We start from the raw sequence: 16,974 nt of genomic DNA, 5'->3' as shown, positions 1-16,974 counted from the left end.
AAAATCACCCTTTACGCGTGGAATTGATTGTTGAATGAGGGTTTGTCTATTTTAAAGTCTTCCCATTCATGGTAATCAATTTCCTGTATTATTTTATTCATAAATTCTGCACATTCTTGTTTGCATAGATAAATGCCAAAAAGTGATTCATTTCTATTTACAAGAAATGTTCTGTTGCTATCAAACATCCTAACCAAGTCCTTCCAAGAACCTAAGACTAATAATTCGTCTCGATTTTTTATGGTTTGGATCACTTTGAAATCCCCCTGAAGACTAGATATTTTCATTTCTCAAAAAATTAATTGTGAAGAATTAATTAATCAAACTTACCAAATCTGGTAAAGCCACTCAATACGTATTAATACCTATTTTTTTTGCGATGTACTGTCAATCAATGATTTCTCGGTTCTTCTGAGCCCAGATTAGCAGAGAATTATGCTTTTTTTCAAGTTGTAGCTTTGTGATCATATTGCTTCTATGCTTGTCCACAGTCCGTTCTGAGATAAAAAGTTTACTAGCAATATCCTTCGTAGAAAGCCCTACAGCTATTAATCTGAGAATTTTGACTTCGGAGGGAGTTAAGGGTGTCTCCTCTGTCTGGAATTTGTTCTCTTTCATTCCTTCGAAAATTTTCTCACTAAAAAATTGTCCACCTTCCAGTACAATAGAAACAGCTTTGGAAAGGTCTTCTAATGCAAATTCCTTTAGTATATAGCCAGAAAGATTTAACTCCTTGGCCTGATGATATAGGTATAGCTCCTTATGTAGGGTGAGTAAAATGACTTTGGTGTCCAGCCCTAAGGTCTTACATTCAGTCGCAATTTCTAGCCCTGTCCTGTAGGGCATTTCCATATCTATGATGGCTAGTTTAGGATTCAGTGTGGTGATAAGGTCCAAGGCCGCTTGACCATCTTTAGCTTTCCCGACTATATCTAGTCCTAGTTCGCCCAAAAATTCCTGCAACCCCTTTAATAAGATTGGGTGATCATCGGCTATTACTACAGTAGGTTTTTGATCAGACATAGACTATAAAGCTTAAACTGGTTCCTACTCCTTTTTCACTGTTGATTTTCATACTTCCATTGACAGACGCAATCCGCTCTTTAAGTGTTTTTAGACCAAGACTCTGAAAATCATTCAATTTTTCGGAGAAATCAAAGCCTTTTCCATTGTCTTCAATTCTCAACTCTACCCTTTTTCCCGATTTATTAAAAATAACACGCAAGGCGCTGGCTTGGGAATGCTTCAGAACGTTGTTGATAGATTCCTGCAAGATTCTATAGAGTTGTAGTTCTTCTTCCTTTTTCAGGATTCCTTTGAGGTCTTCAATTTCAGAGGAAACAAAAATGTCTGTTTCGCGATCGATTTGGTCAAGCAAATTTTCTGCAGCTTTGCTCAATCCCAGTTTTTCCAATTGCATTGGGTGCAGGGATCTGGCAATAGCCCTCAATTCACTGATCGCGGTATCGAGTAGCTCTCCGGTCGTGTTGTCCTTGTTAAGAGCCACTTTGTTTTTGATCAGAAGTAAGCTTTGGCCTAAGCCATCGTGAAGATCTTTTGATATCCGCACGCGCTCTTCCTCTTGGTTTTTCAGTAGCTCCTGAGAAAATCTCGATTGCATATCTTTCTTCTTCTTTTCGTGCTGTAAATTCTTCCAAAGGAAGATCACTACCCCGGAGATGATCAGAAAAAAAACGCTAATACCAATCAATCTTAATCTGGCCTGGTTTCGTTGGCTTATTGCTTCTATCTCCTGGGTTTTTGTCAGAATTTCTTTTTCTTTCCGCTCTGTTTCATAGAGGGTTTGGTAATAGGAGAACGTAGTGGCTTGATTGGCAGAGAAAATGGAGTCGGTGTATTGAGTTAATTTTTGTCTGACTTCGTAGGCTTTTGCAGACTGCCCTAAGTCATTATAGGTATCACCTAGCAACTTGTATGCTTTGATCAAATGATCCATATTCTTTGATTTTTTAGCTGCATCCAGAGACGCATTAGCAAGCTGATTTGCAGCGGAAAAATTTCCTTCTGAGTATGCTAAAAGCGCTTTAGCATTGAGATAAACAGGATTTGTAGTAGCTATTTCCGGCACTTCCGGCAGCATCTCTTTTGCCTGTTCGAAATATTCTTTTTGCTTCTGTATATCACCATGTTCTCCAAAGTAATTGCTGAGAGAAAGTTTGATCATACTTTCTGTGTAGAAATCCCGCTGGTCAAAGGGTGTCAAGGAATCTGCTTTCTGAAGATAGATTTTTTGCTCTTCATACCTCCCCTGTTTTCCAAAGTCCTCGGCTTGATTATAAAGTTGGATGGCAACATTTCTAGGGTCTTTTGCTTGTCGGTATGTAGTGATCAATGAGTTTCTGATTTTTTCAGCTTCATTATAGATGGCAAATTTGCTGAAGAGAATGGCCATTCCTCCATCTACATAATTCACATATTCCTCGTCCTGAAGGTTTGAATAGATATCTCTGGCGTACTGATAGTCTTGCATACCACCCACAAGGTCGCCCTTATAGTCCCTGGCCTGTCCTCTGAAGAAATATGAATCTGCGATAAAAATGGAATCCTTATCCGAGAATCTCTCAATGGCCTTGCCATACTCCATAATGGCAGAATCGAATTGTTCTAGGTCAAAATAATTCCCTGCCAATTTTAAATGTAGATTTCCCTTGTCTTCCGATTTACTTAACTCATTTTCGTGTGATATAGCCTGTTTGAGCAATCGTCTTTTGAGCTCAGGATCCTGAATAGAAGATGAAGGATGATGGACCAGTTGAAGTACATAATCTGCCATCAGGTCGTATTCACTCAAATTTTCACTTTGGAGGATAAGATTCTTTAAATAGACCCCTGTAATGGAATCACTTGGCTCAGCATCTTCAAATAGAGAGGCTAAATGTTGGAGATCAGTTTGGGGATTGGTGTCTTGCGTAGCTTGGGCGATGGAATGAGTGTTAACTAGAATAGAGGCTAGCACACAGCCCATTATGAAAAATAATCTAATCATATGGAAAGATAGACAATTGAATCTCTAGCTGGTAAATTTTATCCAATGGAATACTAAATTTCTCAAAGGAAGAGAAAATCGATACCGTTGGAACAGGTAATTTTCTCATCATATAGACATTTTTCCATAGAACATCTTTTGCCCAAAAAGTAAAACCTTAGTGCTTTTTAGAAGTTAATCATAGTGTATTCAATAGTAATTTGTTGATTTTTAAATATTTAAATATCAGCCTAAAGAATCGCCAATTTTACATACCTCTTTTCAATCTATTCTTATGAATAAATATTCACCATTAGTTATTCTTTTCATTTTCATAGCATCCTCAGCAGATTTGTTAGCCCAGGATATCCGCATCAAGGGAAAAGTTGTGGATGGTAAGCGTGAGGCAGCTTTGGAGTTTGCGAATGTCGCTTTACTAACCCCAAGCGATTCCGCGCTTGTAACTGGAGGAATGAGTGAGTTGGACGGGAGTTTTGAATTTACCAGCGCTCCCGGAGAGTATATTTTGAGAGTGGGTTTTATTGGGTATTTGGAATTTTATGAAAAAATCAGCCTTAGCGAAAACAAGAACTCTGTAAACCTGGGGACTATCACCCTAGAGGAGGATGCTCAAAATCTCGATGAAGTAGTAGTGGAAGGCGTAACGTCTATGTTTGAATCTGACATAGATAAGCGAACTTACAATGTAGAAAACAGCATCGTGGCTGAAGGCCAGACTGCATCACAGCTCCTGAGTACACTTCCCTCGATCCAAGTGGATGACGAAGGCGGCATCACCATGAGGGGAAGCGGAAATATACTGATCTACATCAACGGTCGTCCGTCTAACCTATCCGGCGACGATACCGAAAGTATTTTATCACAATTTCCTGCGAATAGTATCAAATCTGTTGAGTTGATTACCAACCCTTCGTCCCGATATGATGCTACGGGTGTAGGTGGAATTATTAATATCGTTTTGAAAAAGAATGAAAAGACAGGCTTCAACGGACAGGTAAATGCTTCAATTGGTACACGGGAAAAATACCAAGCCGGTGTCAACCTGAATTATGGTACTGAGAAAGCTAATTTCTATGCTTCATATAACTGGCAAGATCGCCGGCAAATAGAAACCGGTGAGGGCTCCCGAACAAATTATTTGGAGGGTTTCTCTCCCAGTCTGGAGCAAGAGCAGGATGGATATGAGTTGGAAAAGACGCATTTGATTCGCACTGGAGTGGATTACAATATTTCTGAGAGAGGCTTGTTCGGAGTTTATTTCCAAGGAAATTTTGATGATGAAATTGAATATTCTGATGTGACCCAACTCAATATCAGTCAGACTGGCTCAGTGGATTCTAGTTTTGTAAGAGAAAATAATGAATGGAGTAACAGTGGAAATTACGAAGGAGGTATAAACTATACCTTAAACTTCGACAGCCTTGGGCAAAAGCTCTTTACCTCATTTTCGTACTCCTATGATAACCGTTCACAATCAGACTTATCTAATCAGGAGTATTTTGATGCTGACGGCAATTCAGATCCAATCAAGCGACTTGTTCAGACCAATGATAGACCAAGAACAAGTAATCTATACGTTGCACAGTTGGACTATGAGAAGCCGTTTGCTAATGGCGCATCTATCGAGACTGGCCTGAAAGCCACACTTGGCAATTGGCAGTGGAGCCAGGAATTTGCCCAAGGCGATCAGTTTTCAGATTTTGAACCGGTGGTGGTGGATACTTTGTCTGACACCTTTGATTTTGACGAGCATGTGTATGCTGCCTATTTCACCTACAGAAATACCAAAGGTAAGTTTGGCTACCAGCTAGGCCTGAGAGGAGAATACACCGAGACCCAAGGCGAAACAGTCAGAAATAATGAAAGCATTCCAAACAATTATTTCAATGTGTTTCCTAGCGCTTTTCTAAGCTATACATTAGCTCCAGAAAATGAATTGACGCTGAATTACACTCGAAGAATATCACGACCAAGTATCTGGGATCTGGCACCAATCTACCGAGTGAGGGATCAGTATAACTTCAGCATAGGTAACCCATATTTGCAGCCGGAATTCACAGATAGCTATGAAGTAGGCTATATGAAAGGCTGGGAGAGGTATTTGCTAAATGCTACTGTTTACCATAGATATAGCACAGATGTAGAAACACGTATTACCATCCTAACTGATGATAATGTTGCTATCCAAAGTCGTGAAAACGCAGACACAAGATCTAGCACTGGCTTTGAGCTGATCAATCAGATCCAGGTTTCTAACAATCTGGATGCGACGTTGACAGGTAACCTCTTCTATTCTAAGATCAATGCTGAAAATATCGAGGATGACTTCAGCAATGAGAATTTCAGCTGGACGCTGAATTTGCTTGCAAATTGGCTAATTCCTAACTGGTTTAACGTGCAGGTTCAGGGGAATTACCGCGGTCCAATAGTTCTTCCACAGGGTCAGATCGAGCCTCAATACAGTGTGAATGTAGGCTTACGAAAAGATGTGTTCAACGGAAAAGCGACCATATCTGCCAATGTGAGTGACATCTTCAATACACGAAATTTCAGAATTACGACCAACAATCCGCGATTTGATGAGAAGCGTGTATTTCAGCGTGAAACCCGCGTAGGAACTCTTGCTTTCACTTATAGATTCGGAGGATTCAAGGAGAAAAGTGGTCAAAATGAAAGCAGACGAGAAGGCGGAGATTTCGGAGGAGACGATTTTTAGAAAAGAGTAAGGTTATTTACTTTTAGCCATGAGCGTCTTAACTGAGCAAATCAAAGCATCTCTTGCAGATAAAGCTATTCCTGAAAAAGCTGCGTTTTTCCCCAGATTCTTCAAGTCAGGACCGGGAGAATACGGTGAAGGAGATCAGTTTCTGGGAGTTAAAGTACCCGAGCAACGCAAAATAGCCAAGGCGGTTTTTAAGGAGATTAGCTACTCAGAATTAGATGAGCTATTGCATGATGTTTACCATGAAGTGAGGCTGACGGCTATCTACATTCTTGTTTATCGCTATCAAAAGCTGAAGTCAGATCCTGACCGAAAGGAGTTGGTAGATTTTTATTTGTCCCACCTTGATTATGTGAATAATTGGGATTTGGTGGATAGCTCCTGTCATCATATTTTGGGGCATTATTATTTGAACAGAAACAAAGATCTATTCTATGAATTTGCGGAAATAGATCATCTCTGGAGACAAAGAGTGGCAATGATCAGTACTTATTATTGGATCAAGCGAGGGCATTTTGAAGATGCATTGGCCTTAGCTGAAAAGCTGCTTTACCACCCGCATGATTTAATTCACAAAGCTGTAGGGTGGATGCTTCGGGAGATCGGTAACATGGATTTTGAGGTAGAAATGGGGTTTTTAAGAAAAAACTACCAGACTATGCCAAGGACGGCATTGAGGTATGCCATTGAGAAGTTTGAGCCAGATCTGAGAAAGCAACTTTTGTGTGGAGACTTAGCGTAAGGGTTTTTTCAAATAGCAATAACTAGGCGAAGTGAGAATTTCGTTATAACTTTGTAATTACAAAATAAGGTAATATGGAAGCTTCAATTATTCAAATCGGTAATTCTAAAGGCCTCAGATTGTCCAAAACCATTTTGGAAAAATATAATCTGGGCGATAAAGTTGAAATTATACTTGAAGAAGACCAGATCGTGTTGAAACCCATAAAAAATGTACGTGAAGGCTGGGGAGAAGCTTTTGCCGAAATGCATGCTCAAGGTGACGATGAACAATTAATTTACGAGGGAATTGACGATGACCATCTTGAAGAATGGAAATAACACAATACCTCATTGTTTTAGTAAACCTAGATCCTACCGTCGGCAGCGAAATTAAGAAAACACGTCCGTATGTTGTTATTTCTCCAAACGAAATGAATTTGCATCTGCAGACCATTGTGATCGCTCCGATGACTACAAACCTCAAAAAGTATCCCACTCGAATTGCTGTGTATCATGATGGCAAAAAAGGAATGATTGCGATTGATCAGCTCCGAACGATTGATCGATCAAGAATTGTAAAATCTTTTGACAAGTTATCGCAGGCAGAAATCAGAAAATGTAAATCCGTGATCAAGGAAACTTTTGTCGATTAATAAGCCTTACTCAAATTCAATACTAGAATTAATCATCACTATATTTTATGCAAAAGCCCGATTTCAATATCGAAGAAGTTAACAAAATCATACGTGGACGTAGATCCATGTTTGCTGCACAATTCAAGGAAAATGATCCAATTGATGATTCTATCATCGAAGAGATGCTGGAAAATGCGCGCTGGGCTCCAACACATAAATTGACTCAACCGTGGAGGTTTATTGTCTATACAGGTGAAGGCTTGAAGAAATTTGCTGATTATCAGGCTGACATGTATAAGCTTCGCGCTGAGAAGAATGGAACGCCGTTTTTGGAAGCTACCTATGAGAAGTTTAAGCAGCAACCATTGAAAGCCTCTCATATGATCGCTATTATCCTGAAAAGATCAGCAGGAATTCCATTGATGGAAGAGATCGCAGCGGTTTCTATGGCTGTTCAGAATATGTACTTGACGGCTTCAGCTCATGGTTTAGCGGCTTATTGGGGAACTGGTGGGCCTACTTTCTGGCAGGAAGCCAGAGAAGATTTTGGATTGGAAGGAGAAGATGCGCTAATGGGCTTTTTCTATGTAGCCAAGCCAGCGAGTGATACTTGGCCTGAAGGCAAAAGAGATAGTATGGATGAAAAAGTGGCTTGGATAAGAGAGTAGTTTTTCCACGAAACAAAAAACGGCAGTGAAATCAATCATTGCCGTTTTTTTATAGATTATGAATTATTCTTAGAAACCAACAAAAGCTGGTGGCTCTACGCCTTCGGCTCTCAGGTATGCAATCGCAGATCCTCTGTGGTGTGTAGAATGGTCCATGAGTAAAGCCATCACTTGGCGCCTTGTTACAGTACTTCCAAAAACATCCATGGATTCGGCAGCATCTGCTTCAGATAATGCCTTCATCGTAGCAGTGCCATAGTCATAGCATTTGGCAACATAATCTGCCAAATCAGCTTTAGACGCAGTTGCCAAATCAATCGTAAATCCTGGGTCACCACCTTTTAAGAATCCTTGCGAGATTCCAACGATCGCATTTCCAATGTGATGAATTTGCTCTTTAAAGGACATTGCTTCCGGATCAGTTTTGTAATCCATACCGGATTCAGGCATTTTGTTCAGAACATCAATAGTGAATTGCTTACTGTTTTGCCATTTGCTCATGAACTCGTCCATAGTCGTTTGCGCTGTGGCGGCAGAGGCGACCATCATAAAAATGGCAATTAACATACTGCCAGAGAGAATTTTTAGTGCTTTTTCCATTTGAATAGCGATTGGTTATTTTGTTAAATTTCAATTATTCTCCAGCCAAATCAAACACTTTGTCTAATTTTAAACCATGAGGAAACATCTATGCATAGGGCTTTTTTTAGTTGGGTTAATGGGCTGTGATGAGACATATTTGCCAAAGCCTCCCGGTTACAACCGCATTGATTTGCCAGAACATTCTTTCGAGCGGCTTTCTGAGGGTTATCCTTATCAGATCGATTACTCTTCTTATTCAAAAGTGGAGGCTGATTCCTTCAATCTTCAAGAAGATGCATGGGTCAATTTGAACTATGCAGACTTTGGGGCAAAAGTGCACTTAACCTACAAGCGAATAGATGGAGATAAAGTCAATTTCAGGCAATTATCCAGTGATGCTTTTCAATTGACAGCACAGCACCAAGTGAAGGCATATGGGATAGAGGAAGCTGTACTTTTAACTCCAGAGGGATATACTGGAGTAGTGGCAGAACTTTCAGGCGAAGTGCCTACGCAGTTTCAGTTTTTTGTCACCGATTCTACTGATAATTTCCTCAGAGGTGCCTTGTACTTCAATACTGCTATGAAAAATGACTCTCTTGCTCCGGTAATAGAATTCATCAAGGAGGACATGGTCCACTTGATGAATTCTGTAAAATTTGAGGATTAACTCATTTTTTTCCAGGAGCTAATAATAATGATTCCCCCTACTAGAGCGATGGCTCCTCCTATAAATCCGCCGAGCATATTACCGTAAATAAAGAAGCCAGTGGAAAATAAAGCTGCATAAACCATCACTGAGCCGATCATCATTAGTCCGATTTCTTTAGGCAATCGACCGATCACCTGGCGCTCATTTGGATATCTATCGAGCACTTTTTTCCATCCAAAGGCAGCAGGAGTTACTTTTCTGTAAAATGAAAGTAGCACTTCATCTTTTTCAGGAGCAGTTATAAACGTCACGATCAACCAGCCAATAGTGGTGATACTTACACTATAAATCAACTTCAAATAAGCCTGGTTTTCTGGAATCATAATCCATTCTACTTTTGGATTAATCACCTCAAAGAAAATAGCTACCACGAATGAAATTGCCATTGCGGAGATCTCTGTATAGGCGTTGATTCTCCACCAGAACCATCTCAGGATAAAGATCAAGCCAGTACCTGCACCGATTTGAAGTAAAATATTGAATGCATCCAATGCACTTGAAAGAGCTAATGCTAAAACTGCGGAAAGGATCATCAACACCACAGTAGAAATTCTACCTACTGCAACCAATTCCTTATCTGAAGCTTCTGGCTTCATAAATCTTAAGTAGAAATCATTCACGATGTAGGAAGACCCCCAGTTCAAATGCGTAGAAAGTGTGGACATCACTGCAGCAATCAAGGATGCCAAAACAATACCTATCAAACCTGTGGGCAGGTAGGTAAGCATGGCAGAATAGGCCAAATCGTCTCCTAATTTATCCACAGGAATATTCGGAAAAGCCGTCTGTAAGTCTGATATATTCGGGAAAATGATCAAGGACGCGAGCGCAATCAAAATCCAAGGCCATGGACGCATGGCATAGTGAGCAATGTTGAAAAACAAAGTTGCTCCAATTGCATTTTTTTCATCTTTTGCAGAAAGCATACGTTGGGCGATGTACCCTCCTCCTCCAGGCTCAGCACCTGGATACCATGTTGCCCACCACTGGATGGCGATTGGCATCAGGAAAAGTGGAATGTATGCATTCGGATTGGAGAAATCTGGAAGGAAATCAAGTTTCCCAGCCACATTTTCGTGAGTCAAAAGGTTATTCAAACTCCCAATCTCAGGAAGGTCAATGATAAAATAAGCCGCCCCGAAAGAACCTATCATCGCTATGAAAAACTGGAAAAAGTCTGTCAGTAAAACGCCTTTTAAACCTCCAAGAGAGCTATAAACCACAGTGACTATAGATGCAATCAATAAGGTTTGAATAGGGGTAAGGCCAAGCATAACACCACCTATTTTGATAGCGGCAAGTGACACGGTTGCCATGATTACCACGTTAAAGAAAACACCGAGATAGATTGCTCGGAAGGCTCTCAAGAAAGCAGCTCCTTTGCCAGAATAGCGTAATTCATAGAATTCTAAGTCGGTGGTAACTTCAGATCGTCTCCAGAGTTTTGCATAGACAAATACGGTCAACATACCGGTCAGCAAGAATGCCCACCAGGCCCAGTTACCTGCAACACCATTTTTTCTTACAATATCGGTTACCAAGTTTGGGGTATCTGCTGAGAAAGTGGTTGCTACCATGGAAACACCTAATAACCACCAAGGCATATTTCTACCTGAGAGGAAAAATTCTTTGGCAGAGGATCCTGCTTGCTTCGAAGTATAAAGCCCTATCAGAAGGGAAATAATAAAGAAAGCGGCAATGATCGCCCAGTCTATGGCGGTTACGTTCATAATGATTAGTATTTACAAGTTCTTTAAATTTTTTCGAAAATTGCTTTCTACTTAAAAGATAAATTTTGCTAATGTATTTATTTTCTAGCAAACAGGAAAAGGCTTTGTCGAAGATTGCTCAGAATTTTGGCAAGTCGGCATTTAATCGAAATTATATACGCTTCTTCACCTAGAAATTGAATGCTACTAAAAGCCAGCAACTGCATTCTAATATTAAGTAATCTAATCACCAGTTCGATCATTCTTAACCAAAGGCTAATCTCAGATTCATGATGAGGTTAAATCAAAGTGTGTACTTGCGCTTTGATTTTTAACCAATTTAACTTTTATCACATGAAGAAAAGATATTTATCAATCGTGCTTTTTTCAGCACTGGTAGCTTGTAATGAGAGTGACCCCACACCAACTCCAATTACAACTATAGATTTTAGCCAAATTTCCTCTTTGCAAATAGGTGGAGCGGCAGCTGCTGAAATTACGGCGTTTGACCCAGAGACCAATCAGCTCTTCGTAGTAAACAACAGCGAAGATTCGAAGGTGGATGTTGTGGATTTTTCTGATCCACTCAGCCCTGTGATCAGCAGTTCTATTGACGTGACCCAATTTGGCGGAGGAGTGAATAGTGTGGCTGTGAAGGATGGAATGCTTGCTATGGCTGTGGAAGCGGATACCAAAACGAATAATGGTACGGTGATCGTGTACAACACAGGTGATTTGACAACTCCAATTGCACAGGTTACAGTAGGTGCTTTGCCGGATATGGTGACATTCAGCCCAAATGCACGATACATTGTCACTGCCAATGAAGGTGAGCCAAATGACGAATACACGATTGATCCCGTAGGTTCAATATCAGTGATAGATGTGAATTCCAACTTTTCAGTTGTGACGCTTGGTTTTGAAAGCTTCGAAAGTCAGAAGGCAACTTTGATGTCAAATGGCTTTAGAGTTTTCGGGCCAGGTGCGACTTTGGCTCAGGATGTGGAGCCAGAATACGTGGCAATTGATGAAAATTCTGAATTTGCTTGGGTGACTTTGCAGGAAAATAACGGAATGGCCAAGGTGAACTTGAGCACTAAAACCATCACGGATGTTTTTCCTTTTGGATTAAAAGATAATTCCATTGCTGGAAATGAATTGGATGCTAGCGACAGGGATGATGAGGTAAGCCTTAAAAGCTGGCCGTTGCTTTCATATTTCTTGCCAGATGCTTTGGCTAGCTATGCAGTAAATGGTGCAAATTACCTGATCACGGTGAATGAAGGCGATACCAGAGATTATGATGGCTATGCTGAGGAAGAAAGAGTAAAAGATCTGGAGCTTGATCCTGTGGCTTTTCCAGATGCTGAAGAGCTACAAAAGGATGAGAATTTGGGTAGATATACCGTGACCACTAGCGCCGGAGACGAAAATAATGATGGCATATTTGAAGAACTCTATGGCATAGGAGCTAGATCTTTTACAGTTTGGGATGGCAACAGTGGTGCGATGGTGATGGATTACAACAGTTTGGAGAAAGACTTTTTAGCAGTAGCTCCAAATCTATATGATGACGGTAGAGGCGATAATAAAGGAGTAGAACCTGAAGGAGTAACGATCGGGATGATCAATGAAAAAACGTTGGTATTCGTAGGGTTGGAGCGAGTGGATGCTGTAATGGTGTATGAGTTGACTGGAACTTCTTCGTTTACTTTTGTGCAGGTTTTGGAAACAGGCGATGCTCCAGAAGGAGTGTTATTTATTTCCGCGGATGAAAGTCCAAATGGAAAACCCTTATTAGTCGTGAGTTCAGAGGATGATGGGTTTTTGAGAGTTTATCAAAACGATTGATTTTTCTAAAATATTTTCAAAAACCGATCAAACTGATCGGTTTTTTTTGTGCCTTATAATTCTGAATTGAACGTGAAGCTATAGCTTTGGGCCATGAATCAGGAACAGATGGCTGGCATTCTTGCCAATTACAAATTTCATCCTTTTGAAAATTTCCAATTTAAGGCTTTCGGAGCAGGGCTGATCCACGGTACCTATTTGATAGAGTCTGGAGATTCTAAATTTATTTTGCAGGAATTCAACAATGGCGTGTTCCAATTTCCTGAGCGCATTTCGCATAATCAGCGATTGGTGAAATCCCAAGGGAACGATACTTTTTTGCCTTTTCAGCTTCCTTTACCTCTATTGAATTCAAATAATAGGTTGATAACTACGGTGAACGGACGCCTTTTTCGATTATTTAAATTTGTCTCTGGTCAGACGATCCAAGAAATCAGTGCGTTGGATCAAGCCTATTTGGCAGCCAAAGCTTATGGGATTTTTGCAGAATGGGGCAAAGTTGTAGATACAGATCAATTGCAGGAATGTATTCCGGATTTTCACAGATTGGATTTGCGCTTCGCAAAGCTGCAAGAGGTGGCCGCTGGACAAGAAACACTTTCTCAGGAAGATCAAGATGTTCTGGAATTCTACTTGAGTCAAAAGGATCTTATTGAAGCTTACCAAAAGTTCCAATCCATCCTTCCAACCCGTCTTACGCACAACGATACCAAAATCAATAACCTGATCTTTTCACATGACCTACAAAAAGTAGAGGCTTTGGTCGATCTGGACACCCTGATGAGTGGGTATTTGATGTATGATTTTGGTGATTTGGTGCGAACGGTGGCTTGTTCCGAATCCGAGACTAGCCGAAACTGGGAAAGAATCCAGTTAGAAATTCCAGTTTTCGAGCAATTAATCAAAGGCTATTGGGAAGGGGTTAAAACCTTGGCAACAGCTGAGGAAAGCCAGTCGCTCTTGATAGCCGGAGAAGTAATGATTTGCATTATGGGACTTCGCTTTTTCACAGATCACCTACAAGGCAATGTGTATTACAAAGTAGAATATCCACAGCAGAACTTTGATCGTGCCAAGAATCAAATGATTTTGCTGAAAAACACCCAAGCAAGTAAGTCCGAGCTAGAGAAAATCTGGAAGTCAATCACACAATCCTGAAATTGATTTCAGACAATTCCAGTCATTTTTATTGGCAATTGGACTGGGTGGGTTTAATTTGTCCTAACCCAAAAATCAATTTTCCTTGTCCGGTTTTTTTGACACTAAAATAGAATTTCTCAAAGGAGTAGGTCCACAGCGTGCCGCTCTGATCAACAAGGAGTTGAATATTTTCACCTTCGGGGAACTCTTGCAGCATTACCCGTTTCGCTACGAGGATAGAACGAAGTTTTTTAAGATCCGAGAACTGTATTCAGATATGGAATCTGTTCAGATTGTTGCCAAAATCCGAAAACTGGAGCTCATTGGAATGGGTAATAAAAAGCGACTCGTCGCGCATGTAGCTGATGAAACAGGTGAAATGGAAATGACCTGGTTCAAAGGAATTGCTTGGGTTCAAAAGAATATTGCTCCAGGTGCAGCTTATGTTTTTCTGGGGAAACCAGCTCAATTTGGCAGAAAGTGGAGCATAGCACATCCCGAGATGGAGCCGCTTACCTCAGCAAATGAGAAAAGAAATAATTTCCAGCCCGTCTACTCTACCACAGAAAAGCTGAAAGCAAGATTTTTGGATTCCAAAGGGATTTCCAAAATCATGGATCAGTTGGTCCAAGTTTGCTTTCCACATATTCAGGAGACTATTTCTGCGGATATTTTGCAGCAGTACCAGCTCATTGGGAAAAAGGAGGCTATTCGACAAATCCATTTCCCCACAGAGCCTAATCTTCTACAACGGGCTAGAAAGCGATTGAAATTCGAGGAGTTTTTCTACCTACAACTTCGTCTTTTGATGCTAAAATTGACTCGAACTGAAAAGTTTCGAGGTCAGATTTTAAACAATACAGAGCTACTCACAGAGTTTTATACCAATCATATTCCTTTCGAGCTTACCAATGCTCAGAAGCGGGTAATTCGTGAGTCCTACGGAGATATGAAATCGGGTAAGCAGATGAATCGTTTGATTCAAGGTGATGTGGGTAGTGGCAAAACAATGGTTGCTTTTATTTGTGCTTTGATTGCGATCAGTTCGGGCGCCCAAGCTTGTCTGATGGCTCCGACGGAGATTTTGGCTACACAGCATTATGCAGGCTTGAAGGAATTTGCCGATATGATGAGGCTGAAAATTGCTTTGTTGACTGGCTCGACTAAGAAGTCTGCCCGAAAAATAATTCATGATGAATTACTTTCCGGAGAACTCAAAATCCTGATCGGGACGCATGCACTTTTAGAAGATGTGGTTCAGTTTCAAAACTTAGCTTTAGCAATCGTCGATGAGCAACACCGATTTGGCGTAGCTCAGCGGGCGAAACTTTGGGCTAAGAATGAGGCTTTTATTCCTCATGTTCTGGTCATGACCGCGACTCCAATCCCTAGGACGCTGGCGATGACACTTTACGGAGACTTGGATGTATCGGTGATCGATGAGATGCCGGCAGGGAGAAAGCCTATTCAGACTGTGCATCGCTATGACAAAGACAGACTGAAGGTTTTCGGCTTTATCAATGAAGAAATTAAAAAAGGCAGGCAGGTTTATATCGTCTATCCATTGATCGAAGAGTCTGAAAAGATGGACTTGAAGAATGTAATGGACGGCTTCGAAAGTATTTCCCGTGCTTTTCCTAACTATCCAATCAGCATAGTGAATGGCAGCATGAAAGCAGATGCTAAGGAGTATGAAATGCAGCGCTTCGTGAAAGAGGAAACAAAAATCATGGTTGCGACCACCGTGATCGAAGTGGGAGTGAATGTTCCAAATGCGTCGGTGATGATCATAGAGAATGCTGAGCGCTTTGGGTTGTCTCAGCTGCATCAGCTGCGTGGCAGAGTGGGAAGAGGCGCTGAGCAGAGTTATTGCATCCTAATGAGCAAGTATGAGCTTTCTAAGGACTCGCGGGTGCGATTGGAGACGATGGTTCGCACCAATGATGGTTTTGAGATTGCCGATGTGGATTTGCGATTGCGTGGTCCTGGGGATCTGATGGGAACCCAGCAAAGTGGAATCACGGATTTATTAATTGCTGACCTGAGTAAGGATGCGCCGATTTTGACTTTGGCTAGGGATGCAGCACAGCAACTTTTAGCAAATGATCCGGAATTGCTTCAGCCGGAAAATGCGCCAATTCTCCGACAGATCAAGCAACAGAAGAACACTGCTGTAAATTGGAGTAGGATTTCCTGATCTGAAAGCTAAGCGACATTCTTTTCTTCGAAGTGCTTAATGTGATTCAGTTCTTTTTCTTTTTGAGCTGCTTCTTCTTCGATATCATAGTCGTTTTGTAGGCCAAGCCAGAATTTAGCTGAGTTTCCAAAATATTTACTCAGTCTGAGAGCTGTATCTGCAGTAATCCTACGATTTCCTTTAATAATCTCTGAAATTCTAGTTTGAGGGATATTAAGGTCTTTAGATAATCGATACGCAGTGATATTTAGAGGCACTAAAAACTCCAAATTCAAAACTTCTCCCGGATGTATGTTTGCTAATTTTTCCATTTTGTTAATGATAATCTACTATTTCTACCTGTGTTGAGTTTCCGTTTTCCCACTTGAAAATTATTCGCCATTGAATTTTAATTCGAATACTATAATAACCAGCGAAATTTCCTGCTAGTTTTTCTAATCGATTGGACGGAGGTATAAGCAAATCTCCAATCTCTTGCGAGTTATTCAGCATTCTTAACTTTCTTCGACCGGTTTGCTGAATGTCTGGAGGTAATTTTTTCACTCTGATACCATTCCAAATCTTTTCAGTTTCCTTTGATCCAAATGATAGAATCATATGAGTTCAATCTACTAACGCGAGAAGTTAGTAAAAGTTAAGGGGATTCTGAAATGCGTCTATTTCTTTCTAGAAAACAATCCTCCTATCCTCCTGAAAATCTGTTTCTCTTTTTCCCAGAAGAATTTAAACTGGCCGAAAATGAAGCCATAAATAAGCAGGAAGATCTGATAGAGCGGTAGAACTAAAAGTAAATAAAGAATCGTGTTGACAAATCCGCCTTTCTCTACACCGAAGAAGTCAAGAATAGGATTCTTAATAAAAAGAATGGTAAATCCGGTGCAGGCAAAAACCACCAAAACCAATACAACCTGAAGCAGGCTATCTAATTTCCATTTGGTTTGTAGGCGTTGAAGAAAGCCTGGTTTATCGTTTTCCGCTGACATCCCTCAAAAGTACTAAGAATGAGTCTAAATAAAATAGCCGACGCT

The 16,974-nt window shown here is 40.6% G+C and carries 17 protein-coding genes; 9 read left to right on the top strand and 8 right to left on the bottom strand.

Annotation, left to right across the window (positions count from 1 at the left end):
* Window positions 1-11: 11 nt before the first annotated feature.
* The 3 genes from BM386_RS07765 to BM386_RS07755 all read right to left on the bottom strand — a co-directional run bounded on the left by BM386_RS07765 (window position 12) and on the right by BM386_RS07755 (window position 3,007).
* Window positions 12-287, bottom strand: coding sequence for a hypothetical protein (locus tag BM386_RS07765; protein ID WP_091692491.1), 276 nt, complete (start codon window positions 285-287; stop codon window positions 12-14).
* A 100-nt stretch (window positions 288-387) separates the two neighbouring features.
* The gene (locus tag BM386_RS07760) at window positions 388-1,023 is read right to left on the bottom strand and encodes a response regulator (RefSeq protein WP_091692490.1); all 636 of its coding nucleotides are present in this window, start codon (window positions 1,021-1,023) and stop codon (window positions 388-390) included.
* Window positions 1,016-3,007, bottom strand: coding sequence for a sensor histidine kinase (locus tag BM386_RS07755; RefSeq protein ID WP_091692489.1), 1,992 nt, complete (start codon window positions 3,005-3,007; stop codon window positions 1,016-1,018). Before BM386_RS07755 ends, BM386_RS07760 begins: the two co-directional genes overlap by 8 nt.
* 274 nt (window positions 3,008-3,281) lie before the next feature.
* Here BM386_RS07755 and BM386_RS07750 point away from each other — a divergent pair, with 274 nt between their 5' ends.
* The 5 genes from BM386_RS07750 (at window position 3,282) to BM386_RS07730 (ending at window position 7,755) form a co-directional block, all read left to right on the top strand.
* Window positions 3,282-5,723 carry a TonB-dependent receptor gene (locus BM386_RS07750; RefSeq protein WP_091692488.1) on the top strand — a complete coding sequence of 814 codons (2,442 nt, stop codon included), beginning with the start codon at window positions 3,282-3,284 and terminating at the stop codon, window positions 5,721-5,723.
* Between the two features lie 28 nt (window positions 5,724-5,751).
* A complete protein-coding gene (locus BM386_RS07745) occupies window positions 5,752-6,471 on the top strand; it encodes a DNA alkylation repair protein (RefSeq protein ID WP_091692487.1) in 720 nt (239 codons plus the stop codon).
* Window positions 6,472-6,545: 74 nt separating this feature from the next.
* Window positions 6,546-6,791 carry an AbrB/MazE/SpoVT family DNA-binding domain-containing protein gene (locus tag BM386_RS07740; RefSeq protein ID WP_091692486.1) on the top strand — a complete coding sequence of 82 codons (246 nt, stop codon included), beginning with the start codon at window positions 6,546-6,548 and terminating at the stop codon, window positions 6,789-6,791.
* Complete coding sequence (locus BM386_RS07735) at window positions 6,782-7,105, top strand: type II toxin-antitoxin system PemK/MazF family toxin (RefSeq protein ID WP_091692485.1); 324 nt, start codon at window positions 6,782-6,784, stop codon at window positions 7,103-7,105. The genes BM386_RS07740 and BM386_RS07735 overlap by 10 nt, the downstream gene beginning before the upstream one ends.
* Before the next feature lie 47 nt (window positions 7,106-7,152).
* Window positions 7,153-7,755 (top strand): nitroreductase family protein, encoded by a 603-nt coding sequence (locus BM386_RS07730; RefSeq protein ID WP_091692484.1) that lies wholly within the window; start codon window positions 7,153-7,155, stop codon window positions 7,753-7,755.
* A gap of 69 nt (window positions 7,756-7,824) precedes the next feature.
* On the opposite strand, the gene BM386_RS07725 is transcribed toward BM386_RS07730, so the two are convergent.
* Entirely contained in the window at window positions 7,825-8,355 is a 531-nt protein-coding gene (locus BM386_RS07725) for a DinB family protein (protein WP_091692483.1), read from the bottom strand.
* Window positions 8,356-8,431: 76 nt separating this feature from the next.
* Between BM386_RS07725 and gldD the strand changes: the two genes are divergently transcribed.
* Complete coding sequence (gene gldD, locus BM386_RS07720; RefSeq protein ID WP_091692482.1) at window positions 8,432-9,007, top strand: gliding motility lipoprotein GldD; 576 nt, start codon at window positions 8,432-8,434, stop codon at window positions 9,005-9,007.
* Here the strand turns inward: gldD and BM386_RS07715 are convergent.
* Window positions 9,004-10,779 (bottom strand): sodium:solute symporter family protein, encoded by a 1,776-nt coding sequence (locus tag BM386_RS07715; RefSeq protein WP_091692481.1) that lies wholly within the window; start codon window positions 10,777-10,779, stop codon window positions 9,004-9,006. The two genes, gldD and BM386_RS07715, sit on opposite strands and share 4 nt — an antisense overlap.
* Window positions 10,780-11,112: 333 nt before the next feature.
* Between BM386_RS07715 and BM386_RS07710 the strand changes: the two genes are divergently transcribed.
* The 3 genes from BM386_RS07710 to recG all read left to right on the top strand — a co-directional run bounded on the left by BM386_RS07710 (window position 11,113) and on the right by recG (window position 15,946).
* Entirely contained in the window at window positions 11,113-12,609 is a 1,497-nt protein-coding gene (locus BM386_RS07710) for a choice-of-anchor I family protein (RefSeq protein ID WP_091692480.1), read from the top strand.
* Window positions 12,610-12,702: 93 nt separating this feature from the next.
* The gene (locus BM386_RS07705) at window positions 12,703-13,767 is read left to right on the top strand and encodes a phosphotransferase enzyme family protein (RefSeq protein WP_091692479.1); all 1,065 of its coding nucleotides are present in this window, start codon (window positions 12,703-12,705) and stop codon (window positions 13,765-13,767) included.
* Window positions 13,768-13,852: 85 nt separating this feature from the next.
* Entirely contained in the window at window positions 13,853-15,946 is a 2,094-nt protein-coding gene (gene recG, locus BM386_RS07700) for an ATP-dependent DNA helicase RecG (RefSeq protein ID WP_091692478.1), read from the top strand.
* 8 nt (window positions 15,947-15,954) lie between these two features.
* Here recG and BM386_RS07695 read toward each other — a convergent pair whose 3' ends face one another.
* Genes BM386_RS07695 through BM386_RS07685 form a run of 3 tightly spaced genes read right to left on the bottom strand, consistent with a single transcriptional unit; the run spans window position 15,955 to window position 16,929 of the window.
* The gene (locus BM386_RS07695) at window positions 15,955-16,257 is read right to left on the bottom strand and encodes a HigA family addiction module antitoxin (RefSeq protein WP_091692477.1); all 303 of its coding nucleotides are present in this window, start codon (window positions 16,255-16,257) and stop codon (window positions 15,955-15,957) included.
* Between the two features lie 4 nt (window positions 16,258-16,261).
* The gene (locus tag BM386_RS07690) at window positions 16,262-16,543 is read right to left on the bottom strand and encodes a type II toxin-antitoxin system RelE/ParE family toxin (protein WP_091692476.1); all 282 of its coding nucleotides are present in this window, start codon (window positions 16,541-16,543) and stop codon (window positions 16,262-16,264) included.
* 59 nt (window positions 16,544-16,602) lie between these two features.
* On the bottom strand, window positions 16,603-16,929 hold the full coding sequence (locus BM386_RS07685; RefSeq protein ID WP_091692475.1) for a DUF6787 family protein: 327 nt from the start codon (window positions 16,927-16,929) through the stop codon (window positions 16,603-16,605).
* Window positions 16,930-16,974: the final 45 nt, after the last annotated feature.

This window comes from Algoriphagus locisalis, from assembly GCF_900116615.1.
Classification (GTDB): domain Bacteria; phylum Bacteroidota; class Bacteroidia; order Cytophagales; family Cyclobacteriaceae; genus Algoriphagus; species Algoriphagus locisalis.
This window is presented reverse-complemented; position numbering and strand designations above follow the sequence as displayed.

Bases quoted from the DNA above. Each gene is read 5' to 3' on its own strand.
- BM386_RS07765 (WP_091692491.1), bottom strand. From the start codon at position 287: ATGAAAATATCTAGTCTTCAGGGGGATTTCAAAGTGATCCAAACCATA.
- BM386_RS07760 (WP_091692490.1), bottom strand. From the start codon at position 1,023: ATGTCTGATCAAAAACCTACTGTAGTAATAGCCGATGATCACCCAATC.
- BM386_RS07755 (WP_091692489.1), bottom strand. From the start codon at position 3,007: ATGATTAGATTATTTTTCATAATGGGCTGTGTGCTAGCCTCTATTCTA.
- BM386_RS07750 (WP_091692488.1), top strand. From the start codon at position 3,282: ATGAATAAATATTCACCATTAGTTATTCTTTTCATTTTCATAGCATCC.
- BM386_RS07745 (WP_091692487.1), top strand. From the start codon at position 5,752: ATGAGCGTCTTAACTGAGCAAATCAAAGCATCTCTTGCAGATAAAGCT.
- BM386_RS07740 (WP_091692486.1), top strand. From the start codon at position 6,546: ATGGAAGCTTCAATTATTCAAATCGGTAATTCTAAAGGCCTCAGATTG.
- BM386_RS07735 (WP_091692485.1), top strand. From the start codon at position 6,782: ATGGAAATAACACAATACCTCATTGTTTTAGTAAACCTAGATCCTACC.
- BM386_RS07730 (WP_091692484.1), top strand. From the start codon at position 7,153: ATGCAAAAGCCCGATTTCAATATCGAAGAAGTTAACAAAATCATACGT.
- BM386_RS07725 (WP_091692483.1), bottom strand. From the start codon at position 8,355: ATGGAAAAAGCACTAAAAATTCTCTCTGGCAGTATGTTAATTGCCATT.
- gldD (WP_091692482.1), top strand. From the start codon at position 8,432: ATGAGGAAACATCTATGCATAGGGCTTTTTTTAGTTGGGTTAATGGGC.
- BM386_RS07715 (WP_091692481.1), bottom strand. From the start codon at position 10,779: ATGAACGTAACCGCCATAGACTGGGCGATCATTGCCGCTTTCTTTATT.
- BM386_RS07710 (WP_091692480.1), top strand. From the start codon at position 11,113: ATGAAGAAAAGATATTTATCAATCGTGCTTTTTTCAGCACTGGTAGCT.
- BM386_RS07705 (WP_091692479.1), top strand. From the start codon at position 12,703: ATGAATCAGGAACAGATGGCTGGCATTCTTGCCAATTACAAATTTCAT.
- BM386_RS07695 (WP_091692477.1), bottom strand. From the start codon at position 16,257: ATGGAAAAATTAGCAAACATACATCCGGGAGAAGTTTTGAATTTGGAG.
- BM386_RS07690 (WP_091692476.1), bottom strand. From the start codon at position 16,543: ATGATTCTATCATTTGGATCAAAGGAAACTGAAAAGATTTGGAATGGT.
- BM386_RS07685 (WP_091692475.1), bottom strand. From the start codon at position 16,929: ATGTCAGCGGAAAACGATAAACCAGGCTTTCTTCAACGCCTACAAACC.